The 23,404-nt window shown below is 66.8% G+C and carries 30 protein-coding genes and 1 pseudogene; 19 read left to right on the top strand and 12 right to left on the bottom strand.

Translation table 11 applies throughout. The annotated features are described in order from the left end of the window. Positions 1-16 precede the first annotated feature (16 nt). Both LE197_RS09870 and LE197_RS09865 read left to right on the top strand, forming a co-directional pair. Positions 17-367 (top strand): DUF2892 domain-containing protein, encoded by a 351-nt coding sequence (locus LE197_RS09870; protein WP_003144278.1) that lies wholly within the window; start codon positions 17-19, stop codon positions 365-367. A gap of 55 nt (positions 368-422) precedes the next feature. After that, on the top strand, positions 423-644 hold the full coding sequence (locus tag LE197_RS09865) for a hypothetical protein (RefSeq protein WP_023109214.1): 222 nt from the start codon (positions 423-425) through the stop codon (positions 642-644). Positions 645-677: 33 nt separating this feature from the next. On the opposite strand, the gene LE197_RS09860 is transcribed toward LE197_RS09865, so the two are convergent. The 3 genes from LE197_RS09860 to LE197_RS09850 all read right to left on the bottom strand — a co-directional run bounded on the left by LE197_RS09860 (position 678) and on the right by LE197_RS09850 (position 2,220). Continuing rightward, a complete protein-coding gene (locus LE197_RS09860) occupies positions 678-986 on the bottom strand; it encodes a hypothetical protein (RefSeq protein ID WP_003144276.1) in 309 nt (102 codons plus the stop codon). A gap of 283 nt (positions 987-1,269) precedes the next feature. Further along, on the bottom strand, positions 1,270-1,617 hold the full coding sequence (locus LE197_RS09855) for a hypothetical protein (protein ID WP_003088982.1): 348 nt from the start codon (positions 1,615-1,617) through the stop codon (positions 1,270-1,272). Positions 1,618-1,629: 12 nt separating this feature from the next. Continuing rightward, positions 1,630-2,220 (bottom strand): hypothetical protein, encoded by a 591-nt coding sequence (locus tag LE197_RS09850; protein WP_003088985.1) that lies wholly within the window; start codon positions 2,218-2,220, stop codon positions 1,630-1,632. Positions 2,221-2,449: 229 nt separating this feature from the next. Between LE197_RS09850 and LE197_RS09845 the strand changes: the two genes are divergently transcribed. Further along, the gene (locus LE197_RS09845; protein ID WP_023109213.1) at positions 2,450-4,402 is read left to right on the top strand and encodes a PAS domain-containing sensor histidine kinase; all 1,953 of its coding nucleotides are present in this window, start codon (positions 2,450-2,452) and stop codon (positions 4,400-4,402) included. Between the two features lie 3 nt (positions 4,403-4,405). Here LE197_RS09845 and LE197_RS09840 read toward each other — a convergent pair whose 3' ends face one another. Then, on the bottom strand, positions 4,406-5,014 hold the full coding sequence (locus LE197_RS09840) for a Yip1 family protein (protein ID WP_003088991.1): 609 nt from the start codon (positions 5,012-5,014) through the stop codon (positions 4,406-4,408). A gap of 160 nt (positions 5,015-5,174) precedes the next feature. Here LE197_RS09840 and LE197_RS09835 point away from each other — a divergent pair, with 160 nt between their 5' ends. Further along, positions 5,175-5,405: a hypothetical protein gene (locus LE197_RS09835; RefSeq protein WP_003088994.1), complete on the top strand. Its 231-nt coding sequence runs from the start codon at positions 5,175-5,177 to the stop codon at positions 5,403-5,405. On the opposite strand, the gene LE197_RS09830 is transcribed toward LE197_RS09835, so the two are convergent. Together LE197_RS09830 and LE197_RS09825 are read right to left on the bottom strand one after the other, a co-directional pair. Beyond that, complete coding sequence (locus tag LE197_RS09830; protein ID WP_003144272.1) at positions 5,389-6,339, bottom strand: methyltransferase; 951 nt, start codon at positions 6,337-6,339, stop codon at positions 5,389-5,391. The genes LE197_RS09835 and LE197_RS09830 overlap by 17 nt on opposite strands. After that, entirely contained in the window at positions 6,323-7,699 is a 1,377-nt protein-coding gene (locus tag LE197_RS09825) for an iron-containing redox enzyme family protein (protein ID WP_023109212.1), read from the bottom strand. Before LE197_RS09825 ends, LE197_RS09830 begins: the two co-directional genes overlap by 17 nt. Before the next feature lie 185 nt (positions 7,700-7,884). Between LE197_RS09825 and LE197_RS09820 the strand changes: the two genes are divergently transcribed. After that, positions 7,885-9,018: a carboxylate-amine ligase gene (locus LE197_RS09820; protein WP_023109211.1), complete on the top strand. Its 1,134-nt coding sequence runs from the start codon at positions 7,885-7,887 to the stop codon at positions 9,016-9,018. Next, positions 9,008-9,109, top strand: a pseudogene (locus LE197_RS37275) (hypothetical protein); the annotation flags it as partial. The gene LE197_RS09820 and the pseudogene LE197_RS37275, both read left to right, overlap by 11 nt. A 10-nt stretch (positions 9,110-9,119) precedes the next feature. Here LE197_RS37275 and LE197_RS09815 read toward each other — a convergent pair. The 3 genes from LE197_RS09815 to LE197_RS09805 form a co-directional block, all read right to left on the bottom strand. Beyond that, complete coding sequence (locus LE197_RS09815) at positions 9,120-9,389, bottom strand: hypothetical protein (protein WP_023109210.1); 270 nt, start codon at positions 9,387-9,389, stop codon at positions 9,120-9,122. Between the two features lie 293 nt (positions 9,390-9,682). Then, a complete protein-coding gene (locus tag LE197_RS09810; RefSeq protein WP_003115518.1) occupies positions 9,683-9,967 on the bottom strand; it encodes a DUF2061 domain-containing protein in 285 nt (94 codons plus the stop codon). Then, positions 9,964-10,473 (bottom strand): ferritin-like domain-containing protein, encoded by a 510-nt coding sequence (locus LE197_RS09805; protein WP_003113674.1) that lies wholly within the window; start codon positions 10,471-10,473, stop codon positions 9,964-9,966. The genes LE197_RS09810 and LE197_RS09805 overlap by 4 nt, the downstream gene beginning before the upstream one ends. A 253-nt stretch (positions 10,474-10,726) precedes the next feature. On the opposite strand from LE197_RS09805, the gene LE197_RS09800 reads away from it, so the two are divergent. The 3 genes from LE197_RS09800 (at position 10,727) to LE197_RS09790 (ending at position 12,395) form a co-directional block, all read left to right on the top strand. Then, positions 10,727-11,611: a manganese catalase family protein gene (locus LE197_RS09800; protein ID WP_003113675.1), complete on the top strand. Its 885-nt coding sequence runs from the start codon at positions 10,727-10,729 to the stop codon at positions 11,609-11,611. Between the two features lie 83 nt (positions 11,612-11,694). Continuing rightward, positions 11,695-11,865 carry a hypothetical protein gene (locus LE197_RS09795; protein ID WP_003113676.1) on the top strand — a complete coding sequence of 57 codons (171 nt, stop codon included), beginning with the start codon at positions 11,695-11,697 and terminating at the stop codon, positions 11,863-11,865. Between the two features lie 104 nt (positions 11,866-11,969). Beyond that, on the top strand, positions 11,970-12,395 hold the full coding sequence (locus LE197_RS09790) for a low affinity iron permease family protein (protein WP_010794157.1): 426 nt from the start codon (positions 11,970-11,972) through the stop codon (positions 12,393-12,395). A gap of 19 nt (positions 12,396-12,414) precedes the next feature. On the opposite strand, the gene LE197_RS09785 is transcribed toward LE197_RS09790, so the two are convergent. Beyond that, the gene (locus LE197_RS09785) at positions 12,415-13,581 is read right to left on the bottom strand and encodes a zinc-dependent alcohol dehydrogenase (protein WP_016263504.1); all 1,167 of its coding nucleotides are present in this window, start codon (positions 13,579-13,581) and stop codon (positions 12,415-12,417) included. A gap of 259 nt (positions 13,582-13,840) precedes the next feature. Between LE197_RS09785 and LE197_RS09780 the strand changes: the two genes are divergently transcribed. Together LE197_RS09780 and LE197_RS09775 are read left to right on the top strand one after the other, a co-directional pair. Next, positions 13,841-14,395: a ClpP family protease gene (locus LE197_RS09780; RefSeq protein WP_003113679.1), complete on the top strand. Its 555-nt coding sequence runs from the start codon at positions 13,841-13,843 to the stop codon at positions 14,393-14,395. Between the two features lie 175 nt (positions 14,396-14,570). After that, positions 14,571-14,915: a general stress protein gene (locus LE197_RS09775; RefSeq protein ID WP_003113680.1), complete on the top strand. Its 345-nt coding sequence runs from the start codon at positions 14,571-14,573 to the stop codon at positions 14,913-14,915. Positions 14,916-15,077: 162 nt separating this feature from the next. Here the strand turns inward: LE197_RS09775 and exoY are convergent, their stop codons facing one another. Further along, a complete protein-coding gene (exoY, locus tag LE197_RS09770; RefSeq protein ID WP_019726168.1) occupies positions 15,078-16,214 on the bottom strand; it encodes a type III secretion system adenylate cyclase effector ExoY in 1,137 nt (378 codons plus the stop codon). Between the two features lie 228 nt (positions 16,215-16,442). Here exoY and LE197_RS09765 point away from each other — a divergent pair, with 228 nt between their 5' ends. Then, the gene (locus LE197_RS09765; RefSeq protein WP_003089022.1) at positions 16,443-16,856 is read left to right on the top strand and encodes a CBS domain-containing protein; all 414 of its coding nucleotides are present in this window, start codon (positions 16,443-16,445) and stop codon (positions 16,854-16,856) included. Position 16,857: 1 nt separating this feature from the next. Here LE197_RS09765 and LE197_RS09760 read toward each other — a convergent pair whose 3' ends face one another. Next, positions 16,858-17,082 carry an alpha-amylase family glycosyl hydrolase gene (locus LE197_RS09760; RefSeq protein WP_019726169.1) on the bottom strand — a complete coding sequence of 75 codons (225 nt, stop codon included), beginning with the start codon at positions 17,080-17,082 and terminating at the stop codon, positions 16,858-16,860. A 197-nt stretch (positions 17,083-17,279) separates the two neighbouring features. Between LE197_RS09760 and hcnA the strand changes: the two genes are divergently transcribed. The 7 genes from hcnA to LE197_RS09725 all read left to right on the top strand — a co-directional run bounded on the left by hcnA (position 17,280) and on the right by LE197_RS09725 (position 23,369). Continuing rightward, positions 17,280-17,594: a cyanide-forming glycine dehydrogenase subunit HcnA gene (hcnA, locus tag LE197_RS09755; RefSeq protein WP_003113684.1), complete on the top strand. Its 315-nt coding sequence runs from the start codon at positions 17,280-17,282 to the stop codon at positions 17,592-17,594. Further along, on the top strand, positions 17,591-18,985 hold the full coding sequence (gene hcnB / locus LE197_RS09750) for a cyanide-forming glycine dehydrogenase subunit HcnB (protein ID WP_003144254.1): 1,395 nt from the start codon (positions 17,591-17,593) through the stop codon (positions 18,983-18,985). Before hcnA ends, hcnB begins: the two co-directional genes overlap by 4 nt. Positions 18,986-18,987: 2 nt before the next feature. Further along, a complete protein-coding gene (hcnC, locus tag LE197_RS09745; protein ID WP_003113686.1) occupies positions 18,988-20,241 on the top strand; it encodes a cyanide-forming glycine dehydrogenase subunit HcnC in 1,254 nt (417 codons plus the stop codon). A gap of 153 nt (positions 20,242-20,394) precedes the next feature. Continuing rightward, entirely contained in the window at positions 20,395-20,979 is a 585-nt protein-coding gene (locus tag LE197_RS09740) for a TetR/AcrR family transcriptional regulator (protein ID WP_003123462.1), read from the top strand. Positions 20,980-21,109: 130 nt separating this feature from the next. After that, a complete protein-coding gene (locus tag LE197_RS09735; RefSeq protein WP_003113689.1) occupies positions 21,110-22,147 on the top strand; it encodes an NADP-dependent oxidoreductase in 1,038 nt (345 codons plus the stop codon). After that, positions 22,144-22,488, top strand: a complete 345-nt coding sequence (locus LE197_RS09730) for a putative quinol monooxygenase (protein WP_003113690.1) — start codon at positions 22,144-22,146, stop codon at positions 22,486-22,488. The genes LE197_RS09735 and LE197_RS09730 overlap by 4 nt, the downstream gene beginning before the upstream one ends. A 5-nt stretch (positions 22,489-22,493) precedes the next feature. After that, complete coding sequence (locus LE197_RS09725) at positions 22,494-23,369, top strand: NAD(P)-dependent oxidoreductase (protein WP_003113691.1); 876 nt, start codon at positions 22,494-22,496, stop codon at positions 23,367-23,369. Positions 23,370-23,404: the final 35 nt, after the last annotated feature.

Raw genomic sequence — 23,404 nt, 5'->3', positions numbered from 1 at the left:
ACGCAAGGAGAATTCCATGAACGAATACCTGCCGACTTCGACGGCCAATGGCCTGCCGCACAACCTGCAGCGCGGCGAGCGACTCGCTTCCATCGGCGCCGGACTGGTCCTGGCCGGCTTCGGCCTGGCCCGCGGTGGCTTGCCCGGCGCCTGCAAGGCGGTCGCCGGCGGCCTGCTGGTCAGCCGCGGGTTGAGTGGGCATTGCCATGTCAAGGGCCTGCTCAATCAACCGCGAGAAGAGTTGCAGTTGCTGCGCGAAGAGGTGCAGCACCTGACCCGCCGCCTGCAGCGCCTGCAGGAGCGCCAGCGCGACGACTCGCGGCAGGACGCTGCGCTGGACGCCGAACTGCCGCCGAACCTGCCGTGATAGCCATGGGCCCTGCGCCTGGCGCAGGGCCCATCGAAGAGAGGAGGGCGAGACGATGGCCAGCCATCTGTTCCTGATCAGCTACATCCTCGACGACCAGCCGATGACCTGCGAATTGCACAGCGAGGCGGATACCCTCCGCCGCGAGGAGGCCCGCCGCCACTTGGAGGCACTGCATCGACCGCACGACGCCGAGGCGATCAGCGATATCCAGGTCAGCAAGGTGGAGCGTACCCATGAACCGGGCACCACGCCGGGACACTACCAGCAGCCCTGACGGCGGGAGGGGGAAAAAGAAGGGGGGAGGGGCTCAGCCGGTGCCGGTCTGGAGTTCCGCCTCGAACTCGCCGAAGCGCCTGATTTCCTCGCGCAGGTTGAGGATGAAGGCGCTGAGGTCGCTGAAGCTGCTGCTCTTCAGGAAGTCGCTGTTGGGCACGATGTAGAGCGCGCCGTGGGGGCCGTCGACGCGGCAACTGATGGTCACCGTGAAGTCGGGGTTCAGTTGGCACTGGCAGTCGTGGTCGCGCAGTTCCTCCTCGAGGATCTTCTTCAGGTACAGGTAGGAAAGGTTCATCTGGTCAGGTCTCCCCAGTTCGCGAAGCGCAAGAAAAAGATCCACTCCGTCCCTGGAGCGGGATTAGCCTGAATCAGAGAGAAACCGTCGATACGTATAACGGTAGGGATAACTATAGGCGCCGCGCCGATGAAATACCGGCCACATCCAGAATCTGCGGGATAAGCTGTATCCCGCATGAGGCGCGGGATGCAGAATGCAAGAAGTCGTGCAGAACGCTCATGTCGGAGTGCGATCATGACGGGCGAAAAGCCCGTTCGGCGCTCCTTATGGGCATTCGAAAGAGCTTTTCGCCCATATGGTTATATGGATTTTCTCGATATTTCCTCTAGGAACCTCGCCGGCTCGTTGGCGAAGAAGCCGATCTTTTTTGCCGGGTTTCCCGCATCGCCCGCCGCAATCCCCTTGCCACCCCGTAGCCAAGCAGGCAGCCGAGCAGGGTAGCGCCGACCTGCAAGACCAACCCCAGGGCATTGGCCAGGCTCGGCGAGCGTGCGAGTACGCCGGCTTCGGGCCAGAACGCCAGCCATACCGCGACGAAGGCGAGCACCAGGTCGTACCAGGCGCCGCTGACCCCGCCCGGGCGGTAGCCGCGAACGAAAACGATGAAGGCGCTGAAGGCCAGGGCCAGCAGCAGGGTGCCGAAGGCCTGGCTGAGGGTATCGGGTCCGGACATGGCGGGTTCTCCTCAGGGCGCCAGGCGCAGGCACTGGCGCTTGTGCAGGCCGAGACGGACTTCGTCGAGCAGCGCTTCGGCGCAGGCGAACACCCTGGCGGCCTCCACTTCCGCGACGTCGCCGGCGCGGCTGAAATCGTCGATGCGCAGGCCGGCGGGCAGGCTCGGGACCTCCACCAGCGTCCAGTCCAGGCCGCTGACCGTGAGGCTGCGCTCGAGCCCGGCACCCAATTGCTCCTCGCCGGCATCGCGCGGCGCCACTAGCCATTGCCAATGGCCAAGCAGGAACAGGCGCGGTACCTCGGCGCGCAGGGCGCCATCGATCAGCGCGGCGCAGATCGGCGGCAAGGCTTCGGCGGCGTAGTCGGACAACGGCGCGAACAGCAGGTCGAGACCGGCCGCCGCCTGGCTGACCTCGATCGACGACGCCAGGCTGGCTGGCTTGCAGCGCAGCCCGGGGCGCGCCTGCAGGCTGTTGAGGTCGGCTTGCAAGGCGCTGACTTCGATCTGCCGCTGCAAGGCGGCGGCGATCAGCGCCTGGCTCAGGCTGTCGTGGGGATGGAATATCCCCAGCTTCAGGGTTGCGGTTTCCAGATTGCGCATGGGAACTCCGGGGTCGGTGCGGTGGAAAGGAGATGTCCCTACCTGCATATCGAAAGCCATACTCCGGACAAGGTTCCGGCGAATGGAATTCGCCGGCCGCGCCGGGGTCTTCCGAAAGGTCGGCCAAGTTCCTGGGGCGAGCCAGCGAGCGGCCGGAAGACGTTCTTCGTACTACCTTGCTGGGTGTGCCTTGCAGCCCGGGTCGAGCAGCCGACGAGTGAACACGTCCATGAAAACCACAAGAAAACCGAAAGTCCCCTTGAACCAGGCCACGCGCAACCGCCTGCTCGACGAAGCGGTCGACGACTACGCGATCCACACCCTGGACAGCGCTGGCCGTATCGCCAGCTGGAGCGCCGGCGCGGCGCGCCTGTTCGGCCACGACGCGAGCAAGATCCTCGGCCGCGACTACGCCTGCTTTCATACCCGCAAGGACCGCGACGCCGGCGTTCCGCAACAGGCGCTGCGCCAGGCGGATGCCGAGGGCCGCTTCGAGACCGAGGGCTGGCGGGTGCGCAGCAACGGCAAGCGCTTCTGGGCGCAGGTGGTGATCGACGCCATCCGCGACAGCCAGGGCCAGTTGCTCGGCTTCGCCCAGCTGATCCACGACCTCAGCGAAGGGCGCGCGGCCAAGGAGGCGCTGCGGCGCAGCCAGGAGCAGTTCCGCCTGCTGGTGCAGAGCGTTACCGACTACGCCATCTACATGCTCGACCACCGCGGGCGGATCACCAACTGGAACCTCGGCGCCCAGCGGATCAAGGGCTACCTGCCGGAAGAGGTGATCGGCCGGCACTTCTCCTGCTTCTACACCCCCGAAGACCGCGAGGCCGGCGAACCGGCCCGCGGCCTGGCCGCCGCCGAACGCGAAGGACGTTTCGAGAAGGAAGGCTGGCGGGTGCGCAAGGACGGCAGTCGCTTCTGGGCCAACGTGGTGATCGATCCGATCCGCGACAGCGATGGCCGGCTGATCGGCTTCGCCAAGGTAACCCGTGACATCACCCACCGGATCGAAGCCGAACGCGAACTGGAACGGGCCCGCCAGGAGCTGTTCCAGGCCCAGAAGATGGAGTCCCTGGGGCACCTCACCGGCGGCGTGGCCCACGACTTCAACAACCTGCTGACGGTAATCATCGGCAGCCTCGGGCTGCTGAAGAAACGCCTGCCCGGCGACCAGCGCACCGCCGACCTCTTGCAGAACGCCCTGGAGGCCGCCCAGCGCGGCGCCAACCTGACCCAGCGGATGCTTTCCTTCGCCCGCAAGCAACGTCTCGATCCGCAGCCCTGCGCGATCCCCGACCTGTTGCGCGGGATGACCGACCTGCTGATCCATTCCCTGGGACCGAGCGTATCGATCGAGACGCGCTTTCCCCTGGATCTCGACCTCGGCCTGACCGACGCCAACCAGCTCGAACTGTCCATCATCAACCTTGCCACCAACGCCCGCGACGCCATGCCCAACGGCGGGCGCATCGTCTTTTCCGCGAGCAACCAGCGGGTGCCGGCGGACAATCCCCATCGCCTCGCACCGGGCAACTATATCTGCCTGAGCATCAGCGACACCGGCAGCGGCATGGACGAGGAAACCCTGCGCCGTGCGGTGGAACCCTTCTACACCACCAAGGGAATTGGGCGTGGCACCGGGCTGGGCCTGTCGATCGTCGACGGCCTCGCCGAGCAGCTCGGCGGCCGGCTCACCCTGGAGAGCCAGCCGGGCGTCGGCACCACCGCGAACATCTGGATACCCGCCGTCCCGCGAACCCCGGAAAGCGCCCGTACGGGCAATGGCGCGACGCCGCAGGCGCCCAGCGAAAGCGAGCGGGTGCGCTTGTCCTGTCGAGTACTGGTGGTGGACGACGACCCGCTGGTGTTGAACAACACCGCGGCGATGCTGGAGGACCTCGGTTGCTCGGTACTCAAGGCCGACTCCGGCAGCCTGGCCCTGGAGATTCTCACGGCGACGCCGGAGCTGGACATCCTCCTGACCGACCAGGCGATGCCACGGATGAACGGCAGCCAGTTGGTGGAGCGGGTCATGGCCCAGGGCCGGCCGCTGAAGATGGCCCTGGCCACCGGCTTCGCGGAAAAGATCGAAGGCGCGGCGGCACAGTTGCCCAAGCTGGCCAAGCCGTTCGGCCAGGAAGAGTTGTACCTGTTCCTGACCGGCACGCTGAAGGCCGGCTGAGCCTCAGCGCAGGTACTCGCCGCTGCCGGCCAGGCTTTGCCCCCAGAACTCGATGAAGATGAAGGCGGTGGTCAGCAGGGTCAGGAAGCCGACGCCGAGGATGCAGAAGGCGTAGAACAATGTCTGCCGCTCCTGCATGCGCATGAACAGCGGCAGGCCGGTGAACAGCAGGCGTACCGAGTAGGCGCAGGCAGCCGCCGCGGCCAGCAGCAGGAGGATCCGCCAGGGCACCAGGGCGACGATCCCGGCGAGCATCAAGGGCACGGCGATCGCCGTGGTGAAGGTCAGGCTGCCCGGTACGCTGGGGCGCGACGGCGTGCGGAACAGCACCCAGCGTACGAATAAGCCCATGATCACCACGCCGGCGACGAAGCCCAGGTAACACATCGTCGCCAGCAGCAGGGCGCTGCCGCTGGAGAGGTGTTGCACGCTGTCGTTGCCCGGCAGCGACCAGCCGACCTGGGTAGTGCCGATGAACAGGCAGGCCGCCGGCAGCAGCGGCAATAGCAACAGCGGAACGAGGAAGGCGAAAGGGTGATGGTCGTAGTCCTGGCGCAGACGAGGCCAGGCATTGGAGGGACTGATCAGTAGCCGAGCCATTTCGCGGGTCATGACGGGCACCTCTTTTCTGTGGCGTTCAGGAGTCTGGACCGGCCCGGCGCGAGGGGGTTCAGGTGGCGTGCCGGGCGGTCCGCGACCGCCCATCCAGGGCCTTGAACCGGAAGACGCGGGGAGCGCCGAAAGACAAACGTCCCTGTCTTCCGGAGGAGCCATGACCACCTACGAAATCCAGCACATGCGCGGCTGGCGGCGTTTCGCCCGCACCGTGCGCGCCGCCAGCCGGGCCGAGGCGGAACGCCTGTGCCTGCCCTGGGAGTGGGTGGATGACGAGGTCCTCGCGGTGATTCCGGCCGAGGCCGAGGTGGCCGAGCGCTGGCAGCGCCTGAACGAGGATCTGGTGGGGAGCCTGGAAGGCCTGGAGCGCCTCAGGCGGGACGAGTGACCCGCAGGCCGACCACGGCGATCCGCTCGGCTTCGCGGTAGGCGGGGCTGTCCAACTCTTCGGCGAACACGTCCGGGTCCAGTTCCTGGTAGTCCCAGTCCCACTCCCGAGACGCCAGGCGTTCGCGGATGCGGGCGAGGAACGGATCGCCGCCTTCGACCATCGCCACGCCGGTATACAGCAGCAGGCTGCCGCCGGCTTCCAGGCGCTCGAGGGCGGCATCGACGATTGCCAGCGAGAGCCCGGCGCCGAGCATCCCGCCACCATGCCGGTAGGCGCGCTCCGATGCATCCAGGAGATAGGGCGGGTTGGCCACGATCAGGTCGAAGCGACCGGGCGCCTGGCTCAGCAGGTCGCTACGCGCCAGGGTCAGGTTACCGACCCCCGCCAGCGCCGCGTTGACCCGCGCCAGGTCGAGCGCCGCCGGATTGATATCCAGCCCGTGTACTTCGGCGTCCGGGCAGGCCATGGCGATGCGGATCGCGCCGGGGCCGGCGCCGCAGCCGATATCCGCCGCACGGCGGATGCGTGCCGGATCGGACGATGCCAGGTGGCTGCGGATCAGCCGGTCGAAGCGGTAGGTGTCGGGGCCGAAGAACACCGCGTCGGCGGCCAGGGTAGGGAAGGCCGAATGGACGAACAGTTGCTCGCCGAGGCTGGAGACGCGCACCTGGCTGCGCCAGCCGTCCGCCTCGCGGCGGATCAGGTCGGCGCCGGCAAGAAGGGTCAGCCAGTCGGCCGGCAGGCTTTCCCCGGCGAATGCCCGGCTCCAGCCGAAGATACCGGCCAGGTCCCGGGCCATGCGGTTTTCCGGGCGGGCGTTGACGCGCTCATGGGTAGCCGGGGTGACGGTGACGAAACGGTAGTCCTGGCCTCGCAACCAGTTGCCGAGGCTGACCAGGACGTCCAGGCGCGGATCATGCAGGCTGGGCATGGGCGGCCCTCCAGCGCTGGCTGAACATCCGCGTGGCAAGGAGACCGGCGGGCCCGTGGTGGAGGTGCGGGGCCATCAGTTCGAGAAGGCGTGCGACGCCCTGCTCGGGGGATAGCCGCAGCAGCTCGCGCCGCAGCGCGACCTGCTCGGCGTCCACGTCTCCGCCCGCCGTCGCCGGCTCCGCCAGCGGCGCAAGCGGGTCCCTGTCCGCCGGAGCGGGTGCTTGCCAGTCGCCAGCGATCCAGTCGTACAGCAACTGCTGCTCGTAGGGAGTGAAGACTCCGAACATTGCCGCCCGGTCGCCCTCGATCAGGTTCCAGAAGCGGCTACCGCGCGGATCGGCATGGCGCCGGATCCAGCCCTCTTCCTCCAGGCAGGCGAGAAACGCCGGGAACCGCCCGGGCACCGCCAGCCACTGGTTCACCGTGCGCCCGCCGATCCGGCAACGATCCGAATGCATACCGGCGGCGTAGGGGCGCTTGCGCTCGAACATGGCCAGCAATTCTTCCTCGAGATCGAAGCCGTCGATTACCTGCGTAGTGCTCAGGCCGACCTCGTTCAGGCGGTAGCCGTTCCTCACCCGTTCGAGGAAGGCCGCGCGCCCGCCAAGCTGCGGCAGGTTGTCGTAGAGCGCGCGCAGGGCCTTGCGCGCATGCCCGCTGGCGGCGTTGTCGATGGTCACGTGCAACTGGAAGTAGTAGGAGTCGAAGCCCAGCTCGCGCAGCTCCTGAGTGGTGATCAACAGGTGCAGCGGCGGTTGCTCGTAGCCGAGGTTGTAGCCGATCACTTCGGGCAGGTAGTCCGCGGCGAGGTGGCCGAGGGCGAGTTGCTGGGTGCCCTGCAGGTAGTGGAGGTCGCTGAGGCCTTCGACTTCCTCGCTGCCGATGCTGGCCAGCAGGCGCCGGTAGAGCAGGACGTGGTTGCGTGCCGGGACGCCGTCGCCGAGTTCTTCGAGGAAGGTCTCCAGCAGCGGCCGCAGGCGTTCCTCGCCATGATGCGGCAACAGCCCATAGAGCCAGGCGCCGTCGACCAGCTTGGTCGGGGCCACGCTGCGAATGAAGTGCATCGCCTGGGAGGGAACCTGGAAGTAGCGTCGCCCTTCGCCGCGCCGACGTGCCCGGAGGTATTCGGCATGCGCCTCGGCGGTGCGCCGGGCCCCGGCGTCGAGCCAGGCCGGCCAATCGGCGGGGTCCTCCGGCAGGTCGTCGTCATGGGTGGCGGCCAGGCTCAATTGCTGGTCGAGGAACTCGCCGGCGGCTTCGAGGTGCTCGCGGGGCTCGTCGAGCAGGGCGTGGTACAGGTCGCGGACCCTGGGCGAAGGGCTTGCACCGGAGGCAGGGAGGGGCGAAGACAGGCTCATGTCGCATTCCTTGTCGTGGGTTTGCGGGGGCGGCCGGGGCGACCACACATATGGGTGCGAGTGACACCAGGGGAAAAAGGTTTCACTGGCAGGATCGGCGGCGCGCCGGGGAACCTCACGGCGGAAAAAACGAACCTCGACGGCACTCCGGCGTCTTCCCGAGACAAACCCCGGGAGCTGCGCCGATGACCCACGACCTGGCCGCCAGCGGCCTTCGCTTCGGCATCGAGGAAGAATTCTTCCTGCTCGATGCCTCCGACCTGGACATCGTCCGCTCCGCACCCGCCGGATTCGTCGCGGCCTGCCGCGACACGCTCGGCGAGCATTTCGCCGAGGAGATGTTCGAATGCCAGGTCGAGGTGGCCAGCCCGGTGTTCTCCACCCTGGCCGAGGCCGCGCGCTTCCACGGTCAGGCCCGGCAACGCCTGGCGCATCTGGCCATGGACTTCGGCCTGCGCTCGCTCTGCGTCGGCACCCATCCCTTCGCCGACTGGCGGCGGGCGCGAAGCAACCCGGCGGCGCACTTCGCCCGCCTGTTCGAGGACCAGGGGCGGGTGGCCCGGCGCAGCCTGGTCTGCGGCCTGCACGTGCATGTGGAGATACCGCCGAGCCACGACCGTATGGCTGTGCTCCAGCGCGTGTTGCCGTGGCTGCCGCTGCTGCTGGCGTTGAGCGCATCCTCGCCGTTCCGCGGCGGCCGGCGCAGCGGCCTGGCGAGCTATCGACGGGCACTCTGCGGCGAGTGGCCGAGGATGAACATTCCTCCTGCCTTGCCCGACGAGGACGCCTATCGCCGCCACCTGGCGCTGCTGCGCGAGACCGGCTGCATCCGCGAGGATGGCCAGGTCTGGTGGATGATCCGGCCGTCATCCCATGTGCCGACCCTGGAGCTGCGTATCTGCGACGCCTGCCCGCGCCTGGCCGACGCGCTGAGCCTGGCCGGGCTGTTCAGGGCGCTGGTGGGCGAAGCGCTGGACGCGGAGCCGCGTGCGTTGCCGGTCGCGCGCGACGCCTGCCTGGAGGAAAACTACTGGCAGGCGCTGCGTTACGGTTGCGCCGGCCGCTATCTCGTCGAAGGCCGCTGCGTAGGTGCCGGGGACTGGCTGGAAATGGCCTGGCGACAGTGCCGGCCGCAGGCCCGCCAGGGCAACGAATGGGCCTACCAGCATGCCTGCGGGTTACTCGAAGAGACCTCCGCCGCCCGCCAGTTGCGGCGTTACCGGAAGTTGCGCGAAGCGGGCCAGGAGCGCCATCCGGCACTGCGCCGGCTGGTGGAGGAGCTGCTGGAGGAAAATCTCCAGCCGGCCTTGGCCGGCTAGCGCGCCGTTCATCATTCCCTTCATCCTCGGCTACACCGCCTGCAGCTACTACGTATTTCGCGGCAAGAGCGCCGATGCCGGCTATCACTGAGCCGGGCCGCTCAGGAACAGGCGCGCCCGATCCGCGGCGTACGGCGGGCACCGGCGAGGAGCAGGGCGAACTCGTCGTGAAGGACTTCGCTCATCCGGCGTACCGCCTCGTCACTGGCCAGGAGATCGAGGGCGATTCCTGGAATGGTGATGTTTTCTTGCGGATTGACATGGCTGCTGAATTGCAAGGTGACTTCATGGGTATCGCTGATGGAAACCAGGCAGTCGTAGCCAGCCAGGTAATTTCGGAAACTGTTGGCAATCATGCGGGGCGTAGTCATGGCTGATACTCCAGGGTGGATCGTTACTCTGACCTTAGCCGCGACGATACCGGCGAGCGAAACATGCAACGATGGACGGGCGCCTCTTCCAGGCAGGCGAAACGAAACGGCAAAGGCCTCGCTTTCTCCATCGCGAACCGACGATTTCGACGGAATTGCCGAAACGCGGGTGAGGCCAGGAAACCTTCTTTCCAAGGAGACGCGCCTACGGACACGCGAGACCCTCGTCGCTCCTCGAACCACCGGCTTGCTGCGCCCGATGGCGGCTTTCGTCGCCCTCGAAGCGCGCCGGCTCAGTCGCGGCGTTCCGACGGCACCAGATTGCCGTGGCCGTGTCCGCTCTCCCGGCGCGGCCGGGCGCCGAAGCGCTGCCAGACACGCTCGTGGAAATAGAACGCCACGGTGTTGCAACTGGGTTCGATCAGCGCGATCAGGCCGCCGGTCAGCACCGAGCCGGTCAGCGTGTAGGCCACGCCGAAGGCGATGCTGAAGTGCAGTATGGCGAAAGTCAGGGTCTTGAGCAGGGGCGCCTGCGGGTCCGATCGCCCGCAGCACGCCCCGATCACCCTTGGGTTCATCGCTTGGCCTCGGTGTCCGGCTGAGAGTCGCGGGCAAGGAAGGCCTGGGTGAGTTCCGGCAGATGGTCGCGCAACCAGTCCGCCATGGCTTGTTCCTGGGGCAGGATGCGTTCCAGCGCGGCAAGGGTTTCGGCGTCGCCGACCTCGCGGGCGGCGGCGATCAGCACGGTGTAGGCGGCGATCTCCATGTTTTCGAACACATAGCCGCTCATGGCGCCCTTGACCACTTCGTCGCTGACTGTCATGCCAGCCACCGCCTGGCCGAAGGCCATCAGCTTGGCGCCGATGTCCTTCAGCGTCGACGGACTGCTGTCCAGGCGCTTCAGACACTCCTCGAGCAGACGCTGCTGGCCATGGGTTTCCTCGATGTGCTGTTCGATCCGCGTCTTCAGTTGCGGATAGTGTTCCAGCCGCGCGGCTTGCGCTTTCAGCATCTGCTCGGCCTGTTGCTCCATGGCGTGGGCATCGCGCAGCCAGTCCAGCAGGTTTTCCTGTTTGCTCGTCATCGCGGTTCTCCTCGGTGTGTATGTGTCTGCTCAGAGGTGGCCGCCGGGCGCAGCGTTCAGTTTCTTTTCCGACCGGTAGCAGTCAGCGCAGCGGCGCCGTTGCGCCAGGCGAGACGCGTTGGGGAAAAGTTCTGAACCATCGCCCGCTGCGGGATTCCGAGCTTCCGTGCGCAGGATGAAAGCGCCGCTTCGAATAGCCGTTGTTCGAATGTCCGTCGGAGGGAAGGTCCACGAACCCACAGAGGAACGAACCATGTTCGTACATGACAAGCGACTGCAGTACACCGTCAGGGTCGCCGCGCCCGATCCTGGCCTGGCCAACCTGCTGCTGGAGCAGTTCGGCGGGCCGCAGGGCGAGCTGGCCGCCGCCATGCGCTATTTCACCCAGGGCCTCGGCGAGTGCGATCCCGGTCGCAAGGACCTGCTGATGGACATCGCCACCGAGGAACTCAGCCACCTGGAAATCATCGGTTCGATCGTCGGCATGCTCAACAAGGGCGCCAAGGGGCGTCTGGCCGAAGCGGTGGAGGAGGAGGCCGAGCTGTACCGTTCGTTGACCGGAGGCGGCAACGACTCGCATATCACCTCGCTGCTTTACGGCGGCGGGCCCGCCCTGGTGAACTCCGGTGGCGTACCCTGGAGCGCGGCCTACATCGATACCATCGGCGAGCCGACCGCGGACCTGCGTTCCAACATCGCCGCCGAGGCGCGTGCGAAGATCGTTTACGAACGACTGATCAACCTCACCGACGATCCCGGCATCAAGGATGCGCTGACCTTCCTCATGACCCGCGAGCTGGCGCACCAGCTTTCCTTCGAAAAGGCCCTGCACTCGATCCAGCCGAACTTCCCGCAAGGCAAGCTGCAAGGGATGCCGGAGTTCGCCCGGCGTTACCTGAACATGTCGCGCGGCGAGGGCGACACGCGCGGTTCCTGGAACGAGGGTGATGGCTGGGAATACGTGGAGGCGCCACAGCCGGCCCTGGATGGAGGCGACGGCACGGCCAGCGTGAACCTGTCCGAGACTGAGCAGGAGGTGTTGCAGCGAATGGCAGACCGCACCCGCTCCGACCCCATGACCGATCCGCTGACAGGTGCGGACCTGGGCGCTGGCGCGGCTGCCGACAAAGCGCCTTGAGCGCGGATGCCCGACGTCGGCGGGCGAGTCCCGGCCTCCACGCCCGGCACCTTAGCGTGGAGGCACGGGAGAGGAGCCTCGAGATGACCGCCAAGCGCGAAACACCCGAGACAGAAAACACCCCGCTGAGCCCCGCCTCGCCGACGCTACGTCCCGAGCGGGGCAAGCGCGACCAGGCGAGCGAGGCGCAACCGGAATTCGCCCCGGACGATCCCGACGTAGCGGGCCCCGGCGAAGCCCGTCGTCCCGCCTGAAGTCGCCGGCGCCCGCAGGGCGCCGGTCATTTCGTCCGGTCGTTGGAAAGCCCGGCGGGGCGGGCGGTCATCAGTAGGGAGAATGCAGCAGGGAGTCCGCCGCCATGAGTTTTTCCCGTTTCGCCCAACGCCTGTCCAACTGGGCCGGCCGCCCGCCAACCTTCGTCGTTGCCCTCGGATTGATCCTGTTGTGGGCGATCAGCGGGCCGCTCTTCGACTTCAACGATACCTGGCAACTGGTGATCAATACCTCGACCACCATTGTCACCTTCCTCATGGTCTTCCTCATCCAGAACACCCAGAACCGCGATACCGACGCGCTGCATATCAAGATCGACGAACTGTTGCGCAGCACCCGACGTGCCCACAATGCGCTGCTCGGTCTGGACGACCTGGACGCCGATACCCTTCGCGAACTGCGTCAGCGCTACCAGCACATGGGCGAGCAGGACGGCGAGACGCCGGAAAGCGTCGCCGCCGAGGAAGAGCGCCAGTGCGGATGCGGCGAGGAGCGACGGCGCGACGACTGAACCGCCGCGCCGCGATGGCTCATGGGCGCAGGACGACCTTGCGGCAATCCTCGCGTTTTTCGTCGAACAGGGCGTAGCCCTCCGGTGCGTCGTCCAGACGCAGGCGGTGGCTGATGATCGCCTCGGGATGCAGGTCGCCGTTGCCGATGTGTTCGAGCAAGGCCGGCAGCAGTGCCTGTACATGGGTCTGGCCCATCTTGAAGGTCAAGCCCTTGTCGAAGGCATCGCCGAACAGGAAGCCATGGATGAAGCCGGCATACACGCCCGGCACGCTCACTGTGCCACCCCGCCGGACAGCCGCGATGCACTGGCGTAGTGCCTTGCCGCTGCTGGCTTCGAGCTTGAGCGCGGTGAGCACGGTTTCGGTGACGCTGCCCTTGGCCTCGAAGCCCACCGCGTCGATCACCGCGTCGACGCCGCGGTGCCCGTCGGTGCGCTCGATGATCGCCGCGGCGGGATCGTCCTCCTGGTCGAAGTCGATGGGAATCGCACCGTAGGTGCGCGCGGCGAAGTCCAGCCGGTAGGGATGGTGGTCGACGATGAAGATCCGCTCGGCGCCCAACATCCGCGCGCAGGCGGCGGCCATCAGGCCGACCGGGCCGGCGCCGTAGATTGCCACGCTACTGCCCTGGCGGATGCCGGCATTGCGCACCGCCTGGTAGCCGGTGGGGAGGATGTCGCTGAGGAACAGCACGCGTTCGTCTTCCATTACGTCGGGAATCACGAAAGGCCCGCTGTTGGCCTTGGGCACCCGAACGTATTCGGCCTGGCCACCCGGCACGCCGCCGTACAGGTGGCTGTAGCCATAGAGCGCCGCGCCCGGCGGAATCTGCTTCTTGTTGAGGATCGCGCCGCGCCCCGGGTTGGTGGTCTCGCAGGCGGCGTGCAGGTTCAGGCGGCAGAAGAAGCACTCGCCGCAGGCGATGACGAAGGGCACCACCACCCGGTCGCCCGGACGCACCGCGGTCACGGCCGAGCCGACTTCCTCGACGACGCCCATGAACTCGTGGCCGAGGATGTCGCCCTGCTCGACCATCGGGATCTTGCCCCGGTAGAGATGCAGGTCGGAGCCGCAGATGGCGGTGGCGGTCACGCGAAGCAGCAGGTCGTCGGGTTCCTGCAGGCGCGGTTCGGCAACCCGATCGATACGGACATCGTGGCTGCCGTGGAAGGTGAGGGCGCGCATGGCATTGCTCCTGGCTGTGGGTCGTGCAGGTGGGGCGTGCGCAGCAGCACCGGAGTTCATTCGGCGGGATGGGTGGCGCTCGATACCGGCCCCCGGAGGCCACTGCACGCACGTTGAGTCGTGGAGGCCGGCGAGGAACGCAGGCCCTCGCTCCCTGGGTGCCATTCGTCGCGACGATGGCTCACGGCGGACGTACGGCAATCCTCTGTAGGGAAGCATTGCAGACCGTCGAGGAACCGATACGGAAAGAGAGGCGAGCATGTCCAAGCAGCACATCATCCATTTCACCGGGCCGATCAATTCGTCCACCTGCGGCAATCTGATCAACACTTGCGCCAAGGTCCTGCAACAGGAGGCCGAGGAGTTGCGGATCAACATCGCCACCATGGGCGGGGAGTGCAGCTACGGCTTTACCCTGTACAACTTCCTGCGCGCGCTGCCGGTGCCGATACATACCCACAACCTGGGTACCGTCGAGTCGATGGGCAACATCCTGTTCCTCGCCGGCGAGCGACGCAGCGCCAGTGCCCACAGCAAGTTCCTGTTCCATCCTTTCCACTGGACCCTGCATGGCGCGGTGGACCATGCGCGGATGGCGGAATATGCGATGAGCCTCGACTACGACCTGGAGCTTTACGCCCGGATCGTCGCCGAGAACACCCGTGATGCGCCGGAACGCCTGGACATCCCGCGCTACCTGATGGCCTATCCGCGCATCCTCGGTCCGGAAGACGCCCTGGCTTGCGGACTGATCCATACGGTGGACGATTCGCCTATACCCGCTGCCGCCTGCCAGTGGAGTATCCATTCTTAGTTTCCCGCGCCGCCCAGCATATTCCGGCAAGCGGAAGGCCTTGGATCGGCTAATGATTTTTTCGTCCCAGGGCGCCCGCAAAGAGTTTGAACGATCCATCGCGCAAGCCTTCGGAGTAAGTGCACGCGGCGAAAAACGCCGCATCCCTTTCAACCCTCGAGAGGAGGACACGAGCATGACCGACAAACGACAAGGCATGAGCACCAGCGAAGCCGGGCAGAAAGGCGGCGCAGCTACCTCCAGGAGCCACGGCAAGGAGTTCTACCAGGAGATCGGCCACAAGGGTGGCCAGGCCAGCGGCGGCAACTTCGCCAATGACCCGCAGCGCGCCGCCGAAGCCGGGCGCAAGGGTGGCCAGCAGAGCGGAGGCAATTTCGCCAATGACCCGGAAAGAGCCGCCGAGGCGGGCCGCAAGGGCGGCCAGCAGAGCGGCGGGAACTTCGCCAACGATCGGGAAAAGGCCTCCGAGGCAGGACGCAAGGGTGGCCAGCACAGCCACGGCGGCGGACGCTCGTCCTGACCGTGCCGAACCGCTGAAGCGTACGGCGCATCCCCAACGGGATGCGCCGTTTTCACATCGGCCGAAGAGAGCCGGTCCGGGGCTTCGGAAAGTCCCGTTCGAACAGGCGGCAGGATGCCCATGCCGCCGGGGAAAGCGGGCTTTGCCAACGACCTTCGCGCATCAGACCTTACGTTGGAAAAAGTCGAGCGCCTCCTGGAAGCCGGGCCGCAGCGGCACGTTCCAGTCGGGATGGGCGGTGAAGTGATAGCCGTTGCCCTTGATGCACTCGACCAGCAAGGAAAAGCTCTTCCGATCCGCCACCACGCAGACCTCGTCGAAGCGAACGGACTCTTCTCCGACCCGATGCTCCATGGCCCGGGGAAGGTAGAAGGTGGCCGGGAAGTTGTCACCCATATGGGAGCCTGGGTTGCCCGCATCGTCGCTGTGGTGAAACATCTCCCTGTGCTCCCCCCGGCCCAGGCAGTCATTGAGGGCGTCCACCAGTTGCCGCGTGCGCGGAGTGATGTTTCCCCTGGCCATATCCTCCCTGCCATAGAATCCGTCCTCGCTCAGGGGATCCTTTGCACCGAGGGGGGTGTATCTGACCGCGGTATTCCTTCTTGCATCGAGACCACCACTGCCATGCGCCTCGATCGAGGGCGCTACCAGGAAGAGGTCATAATCGGCGGTCATCGCCAGCCCGCAAGCCAGGCTGGCCAGTACCTGCACCGCTTCCGACCGCCCCAGGCGGCTGATCCTATAGAGACCGTCCGGCTCCTGGCGGGCTTCGAACTCATAGCGTTTGCCGCTGGGGCCCTGCGCGGTCAGGAGGCGAACCGGCCCGACACCGTCTGCCACCAGGCCGAAATTCCGCACCAGCTCCGCAAGGCGTTGCCGAGAGATCCGCAGGTCGGTCTGGGTATAGGCTCCGCCATCCATTCCCTTCGCCACAGCCAGGTTCAGCTTGCGTATTTCCGCCGTGTCGCGGTCTTCCCGCTTGCTGAGATGCTGGTCGACACAGATGAACCCCGCCTGCGGACCCCAGTTCGAGCTTTTCCCCTTCACCGAGAAGCCCTTGGTCGGGAAACCCTCTTCGATCAGCGTGGTGACGATTCTTTCAACCGGGCGAATGCCAAAGACGGTATTCGTCTGCCTGGCCACCGCCTGCATGCGCAAGGCATGTTCGACGGGAACCCCCACCCCCTGCGCATCGAACAGGTCCTGTAGAGCCCGTGCCTGCATATCCGCAGGGCGCAGTAGCGGTCCGGGCTGTGCCGTTGCGTTAGAAACCACCTGACGATGACCGTCGATACGCATGGTTCGTTTTCCCGCATATGCCAAAGAAGGAGTCGAGAATAAGAATCCGGGCAGCGGCGAGATATCAGAAAACGCGGGCAAATTTTTTGTTTTCCGCACGCTGCCCGCGCGAGCGCTAGGTAGATGACTGCGACGCCGGGAAGAAACTTCGAACTCCCCGTATGCGGGCGATTCACAAGCAGGGAGAGCCGCGCCGAAAACGGCGCGCCGGAAGAAGGAGACAGAACGATGAAAGTCCGTGAAATCATGAGTCGCGAAGTACGTACCGTCACCCCCCAGACCACCCTCGGCGAGGCGGCGCTGCTGATGCGCCAAGCCGATATCGGCGCCTTGCTGGTCAACGAGGGCGAGCGCCTGACCGGCGTGGTCACCGACCGCGACCTGGCGGTGCGCGGCCTCGCCGATGGACTCGGAGCCGACCGCCCGGTGCGCGAGGTGATGAGCGGGGAACTGCGCTACTGCTTCGAGGACGAGGAAGTGGACCATGTGGCGAAGAACATGGCGCAACTGGAGAAGCGCCGCTTGCCGGTAATGGATCGCAACAAGCGCCTGGTAGGCATCGTCTCGCTGGCCAACATCGCGACCTGCAACGCCGACAAGCTCAGCGCCAACCTCTTGCGCGGCGTGGCCCGCGCGCACTGAGTCAGACATCACGGAACGACGGGTGGTGGCGATCTGCGGCGGCAGCGCCGGGGTCGGGCGAGCGATACACCGGTGACGGCCAGAGGGCGTCGCCGCCAAGGCGGCGCAGGTGGTCCAGGCGCGCGACCAGGCCGGGCAGGTCACCGTCGCTGTCGGTGAACGAACGCGGGTAGACCTGGTAGATCACCGCGCGTTTCCACCAGGGCGGCTGGAAGGATTGCAGCATGGGGCCTCCACGGGTGAGCCGGCTTTGCTGCTTGGCACCCTGGGGTAGGCGCGGGTTCGACTTTTCCGCGCGAACGCCTGCACCCCACCTACCAGAATTGGCAGGGGAAGATACCCACCTGTCATGGATCAATGTCCGCGCCCGGCCCGACTCCTAGTGTCGCCGGCTCCCGACTCTCTCTCACGGATGAAAGGGCAATGCACCTTCTTGAACGTCAACACGATATCCAGCCCCTCTCGCGGGCAGACATGACCATCCACCTCAATGGCCAGCCCGTCGCGGCGGCTGCCGGTGAGACCGTGCTCAACGTGCTCAATGCCGTGGGCCTGCGCCGGCTCGCGCGCAACGACCATGGCCAGGCCAGCGGCGCCTTCTGCGGCATGGGCGTATGCCACTGCTGCCTGGTCGCCATCGACGGCCGGCCCAAGCGCCGCGCCTGCCAGACCGTCGTCCGGCCGGGCATGCGGGTGGAAACCGAAAGCAACCGCTTCGACCAGGAGGAACGGCCATGAACCTGCGCCCGGTGATCGTCGGCGGCGGCTCGGCCGGCATGGCCGCAGCCATCGAGCTGGCCAGGCGCGGGGTCCCCTGCGTCCTCTTCGACGAGGCCTCGCGTCCCGGCGGGGTGGTCTATCGCGGCCCCTTGCGGGCCGGCGTCGATCCGGCCTACCTCGGCGCGCGCTACACCCGGATGCTGGAAAAACTGCGGCGCGATTTCTCCGCCTGCGCCGGGCACATCGACCTGCGCCTGAACAGCCGCGTGGTCGGTGGCGACGGCCAGCGCCTGATGGTCCTCGACGAGGCGGAACAGCTGCACGAGGTGGAGTATTCGCACCTGCTCCTGGCCACCGGCTGCCATGAGCGCAGCGTGCCGTTCCCCGGCTGGACCCTGCCCGGGGTGATGCTCCTCGGCGGCCTGCAATTGCAGATCAAGAGCGGCGTGGTGAAGCCCCTGGGCGATACCCTGATCGCCGGCAGCGGCCCGCTGCTGCCACTGGTGGCCTGCCAGCTGCATGCGGCCGGGGTACGTGTCGCCGGGGTCTACGAGGCCTGCGCGTTCGGCCGCATGGCCAGGGAAAGCCTGGCGCTGCTGAACAAGCCGCAACTGTTCCTCGACGGCCTGAGCATGCTCGGCTATCTCAAGCTCAACGGCATTCCGCTGCACTATGGCTGGGGCGTGGTGGAGGCCAGCGGCGAGGGGGAACTGACGGAAGTGACGGTAGCGCCCTACGACGAAGAGTGGCGGCCCGACCTGGAAAACGCGCGACCGGTGAAGGCCAGCACCCTGGCGGTCGGCTATGGCTTCATCCCGCGCACCCAGCTCAGCCAGCAGTTGGGTCTGGAGCACGGCTTCAGCGACGACGGATACCTGCGCGCGGAATGCAACGTCTGGCAGCAGAGCAGCCAACCGCACATCCACCTGGCCGGCGACATGGCGGGTATCCGCGGCGGCGAGGCGGCGATGATCGGCGGGCGCATCGCGGCCTTGTCGATCCTCCTGCAACGCGAGGCCATCGCGCCCGCCGAGGCCATCGAACGCCGAGAATCCCATCTCGCCCGCCTGGAGGCGATCAAGCGCTTCCGCGCCGGAGTCGAGCGCTACACCCAGCGCGGCGCCCGCCAGGTCGAACTGGCGCGGGCCGATACGGTGATCTGCCGCTGCGAACAGGTCACCCGTGGCGACATCGAGCGCGCGCTCGAACAGGGCGTGCAGGACATCGCCGGGCTGAAGATGCGCACCCGCGCCGGCATGGGCGACTGCCAGGGGCGGATGTGCATCGGCTACTGCAGCGATCGCCTGCGCCGCGCCACCGGACGCCACGACGTCGGCTGGCTGCGGCCGCGTTTCCCGATCGATCCGATCCCGTTTTCCGCATTCCAGAACCTCGGTACGGAAGCCTGAACATGAACAGAACCTATGACATCGTGATTGCCGGCGGCGGCGTGATCGGCGCGTCCTGCGCCTACCAACTGTCCAGGCGCGGCAACCTGCGCATCGCCGTGGTCGACGACAAGCGCCCGGGCAACGCCACCCGCGCCTCGGCCGGCGGCCTCTGGGCCATCGGCGAATCGGTGGGACTGGGCTGCGGGGTGATCTTCTTCCGCATGATGTCCTCCCGCAACCGGCGCGAGGCCCAGGGCGCGGCGGTGGCGGTGGACGCGAGCACGCCGCACATCCTGCCGCCGGCGTTCTTCGACCTCGCCCTGCAATCCAACGCGCTGTACCCGGAACTGCACCGAGAACTGATCGAACGCCACGGGATGGACTTCAAGTTCGAGCGCACCGGGCTGAAATACGTGATCCAGGACGACGAGGATCGCCAGTACGCCGAGCACATCGTGGCGCAGATCCCGCATCTGGCCGAGCAGGTGCGCTGGCTGGACCGCGAGGAACTGCGTCGTGCCGAGCCGGCGGTCAGCCACGCGGCCCACGGCGCGCTGGAATTCCTCTGCGACCACCAGGTCAGCCCGTTCCGCCTGGCCGACGCCTACCTGGAGGCGGCGCGCCAGAACGGCGTCGAGCTGTTGCCGGGAACCAACGTCACCGGCGTGCTGCGCCAGGGCCGGCGGATCAGCGGGGTGCGCACGGACAATGCCGGGGTGCTGCATTGCCGGACCCTGATCAATGCCGCCGGCGCCTGGGCCGCGGAACTCAGCGAAATGGCCACCGGCCGGCGCATCCCGGTGAAGCCGGTGAAGGGCCAGATCGTCCTCACCGAGCGCATGCCACGACTGCTGAACGGTTGCCTGACCACCAGCGACTGCTACATGGCGCAGAAGGACAATGGCGAGATCCTGATCGGCAGCACCACCGAGGACAAGGGCTTCGACGTCAGCAACACCTTCCCGGAAATCGCCGGCCTGGTGCAGGGCGCGGTGCGTTGCGTGCCGGAGCTGCAACAGGTCAACCTCAAGCGCACCTGGGCCGGCCTACGCCCGGGCTCGCCGGACGAACTGCCGATTCTCGGTCCGGTGGCTGAAGTGGAGGGCTACCTGAATGCCTGCGGGCATTTCCGCACCGGCATCCTCACGTCGGCGATCACCGGGGTGCTGCTCGACCGGCTGGTCCACGAAGAGACGCTGCCGCTGGACATCGCGCCGTTCCTCGCCGCGCGCTTCCAGCCGGAGCCTGCCGCCGTGGCGGTCGCGGCCTGCTAGGTCCGCGAGGGGTAAATCCGCGGAGCGGGGCGGGCGCCGGACCGGCGTCCGTTCCGCACGGTTCCCGACAGCGGCGCAGTTGCCGTCGGCGCTATACTCATGGCTTCGAATTGTTTCTAGACGACTGGTCTAATTCAAGCTAACGTGCGCCCCATGAAAACCAGCTACGACGACACCCGCCAGCATCTGCTCGATACCGGATACCGGATCATGGCGGTCAAAGGCTTCTCCGGAGTCGGCCTCAACGAAATCCTGCAGACCGCGGGCGTTCCCAAGGGCTCGTTCTACCATTACTTCAAATCCAAGGAACAGTTCGGCCAGGCCCTGCTGGAGGACTACTTCCGCGTCTACCTGGCGGACATGGACCAACGCTTCTCCGCGCCAGGGCTGAATGCCCGCGAACGACTGATGAGCTACTGGCAGAAGTGGCTGGACAACGCCTGCCCGCCCTGCGACGAGCAGCGCTGCCTGGTGGTCAAGCTCAGCGCCGAGGTCGCGGACCTTTCGGAAAGCATGCGCATCACCCTGCGCGACGGCTCCGACGGGATCATCGAACGCCTGGTCGGCTGCCTCGGGCAGGGCCACGACGACGGCTCCCTCGCGCCCTGCGATGCCCGGCACATGGCCAGCGCGCTGTACCAGTTGTGGCTCGGCGCGAGCCTGCTGAGCAAGCTGCACCGCAGCCCGGGACCGCTGGAGACAGCCATGCAGACCACCCGCAGCCTGCTGGAAATCTGAGGTACCGCCAGGAAATACCCGCCCCGCGAGAGGCGGGTATTTTTTCGACCCGTCAGTAGTTGACTGGTCTAATTTGCCCGGCGCACGGTATGAGCCGTTCGCCACATTCGTCAGACAGAGGAGTCTGGAAATGTCCCAATCCACGCAGGTCAACCGCCGCATCGTCCTCGCCTCGCGCCCCCACGGCGCCCCGACCCGGGATAACTTCCGCATCGAGCAGGTTCCGCTTCCTGAGCCCGGCGCGGGCCAGGTGCTGCTGCGCACCGTCTACCTGTCGCTCGATCCCTACATGCGCGGACGGATGAGCGACGCGCCGTCCTACGCGCCGCCGGTGGAACTCGGCGCGGTCATGGTCGGCGGCACGGTCAGCCGGGTGGAAGCCTCGAACCATCCCGGGTTCAAGGTCGGCGACTGGGTGCTCTCGGCCAACGGCTGGCAGGACTACGCGCTATCCGACGGCAGCGGCCTGGCGCGCCTGGGCGAGTCGCCGGAGCATCCGTCCTACGCCCTGGGCCTGCTCGGCATGCCCGGCTTCACCGCCTACATGGGCCTGCTCGACATCGGCAAGCCCCAGGCCGGCGAGACCCTGGTGGTGGCCGCCGCCACCGGGCCGGTCGGCGCCACCGTCGGACAGATCGGCAAGCTCAAGGGCTGCCGAGTGGTCGGCGTCGCCGGCGGTGCGGAAAAATGCCGCCACGCCGTGCAGGTGCTCGGCTTCGATGCCTGCCTCGACCACCATGCCGCGGACTTCGCCGAACGACTGGCCGAGGCCTGCCCGGACGGCATCGACATCTATTACGAGAACGTCGGCGGCAAGGTCTTCGACGCCGTCTTCCCGCTGCTCAACGCCAAGGCCCGGATCCCGGTCTGCGGCATCGTCGCCCACTACAACGACACCGAGCTGCCACCCGGGCCGGACCGCTTGCCGGCGCTGATGGGCACGATCCTGCGCAAGCGCATCAAGGTGCAGGGCTTCATCATCTTCGACGACTACGGCCATCGCTACGATGAATTCCAGCGCGACATGTCGAAGTGGTTCGCCGACGGCCTCATCCAGTACCGCGAAGAGCGGGTCGACGGCCTGGAGAATGCCCCCGAGGCCTTCTTCGGCCTGCTCCAGGGACGCAATTTCGGCAAGCTGGTGGTGCGCGTCGGAGCCGACGCATGAACCAGGCGGTCCGTGTGGTAGCGCTGTTGCAGGCGCGCGAGGGCAGGGCGGCGGAGGTCGAGCGGCTGCTGCTGGCCTGCGTGCAGCCGTCGCGGGCCGAGGACGGCTGCCTGTCCTATGTCCTGCACCGGAGCCTCGACGAGGCCGGGCGCTTCGTCTTCGTCGAGCGCTGGGCCGACCGCGACGCCATCGAGCGGCACCGACGGATGCCGCACTACAGGGCGATGGCCGATGCCGTCGCCGATCTCCTGGCGGACCGCCAGGTGTTCCTCCTCGAGGAACTGCCAGCGGCCAGCCTGTCTCCGGTAGATCCGGAACCTACAAGACCCCATGAGGAGTGAAACGGATGAAAGTCGGATTTCTGGGCCTGGGCGGCATGGGCGCCGCCATGGCCACCCGCCTGGTGCAGGCGGGACTCGAAGTGACGGTGTGGAACCGTTCCGCGGCGGCCTGCGAGCCCCTGGTGGCGCTGGGCGCTGCCAGGGCGGAGGAGGTCGGCGAGCTGTTCGGCCTCGACGTGGTCATCAGCATGCTGGCGGACGACCAGGCGATTCGCGGCGTGCTGCTCGACAGCGGCGCGCTCGAACGGGCGAGGCCGGGTCTCATCCACCTGAGCATGTCGACCCTGTCGCTCGATTGCGTCGAGGCGCTCGACCAGGCGCACCAGCGCCAGGGCCTCGCGTTCGTCGCCGCGCCGGTGTTCGGCCGCACCGACGTGGCGGAGGCCGGCAAGCTGAACATCGTCGTCGGCGGTCCGGAGGAAGCCATCGAGCAAGTCAAGGCGCTGCTGGAAATTATGGGACAGAAGACATGGTTTTTCGGAAAAGACCCGCGCGGGGCAATGGCGGTGAAGATCTCTGGTAACTTCATGATCGCCAGCGCCATCGAAAGCATGGGCGAAAGCGTCGCCCTGGTGAAGCGCCTGGGCGTCGAGCCCGGCCGGTTCATGGAACTCATGTCCTCGACGCTTTTCGATGCGCCTGTCTATCGCAACTACGGCCCGCAGATCGTCGAGCAGCGTTTTACCCCGGCCAGGTTCCGCCTGGTCCTCGGGTTGAAGGATGTCGACCTGGCGCTGTCCGCCGGCAAGCGCCACAACGTGCCGCTGCCGCTGGCCAGCCTGTTGCACGACGTGTTGCTCGAAGCCATCGCCCATGGCGACGGGGAGTCGGACTGGACGGCGCTGGCGAAGGTAGCGTTGTCACGATCGGGACAAATCTGAAAAGGTTCTGCGCACGGCCCGGCAGGGCCCGTGAA

Source organism: Pseudomonas sp. PS1(2021) (assembly GCF_020405165.1).
Classification (GTDB): Bacteria; Pseudomonadota; Gammaproteobacteria; order Pseudomonadales; family Pseudomonadaceae; genus Pseudomonas; species Pseudomonas aeruginosa.
This window is presented reverse-complemented; position numbering and strand designations above follow the sequence as displayed.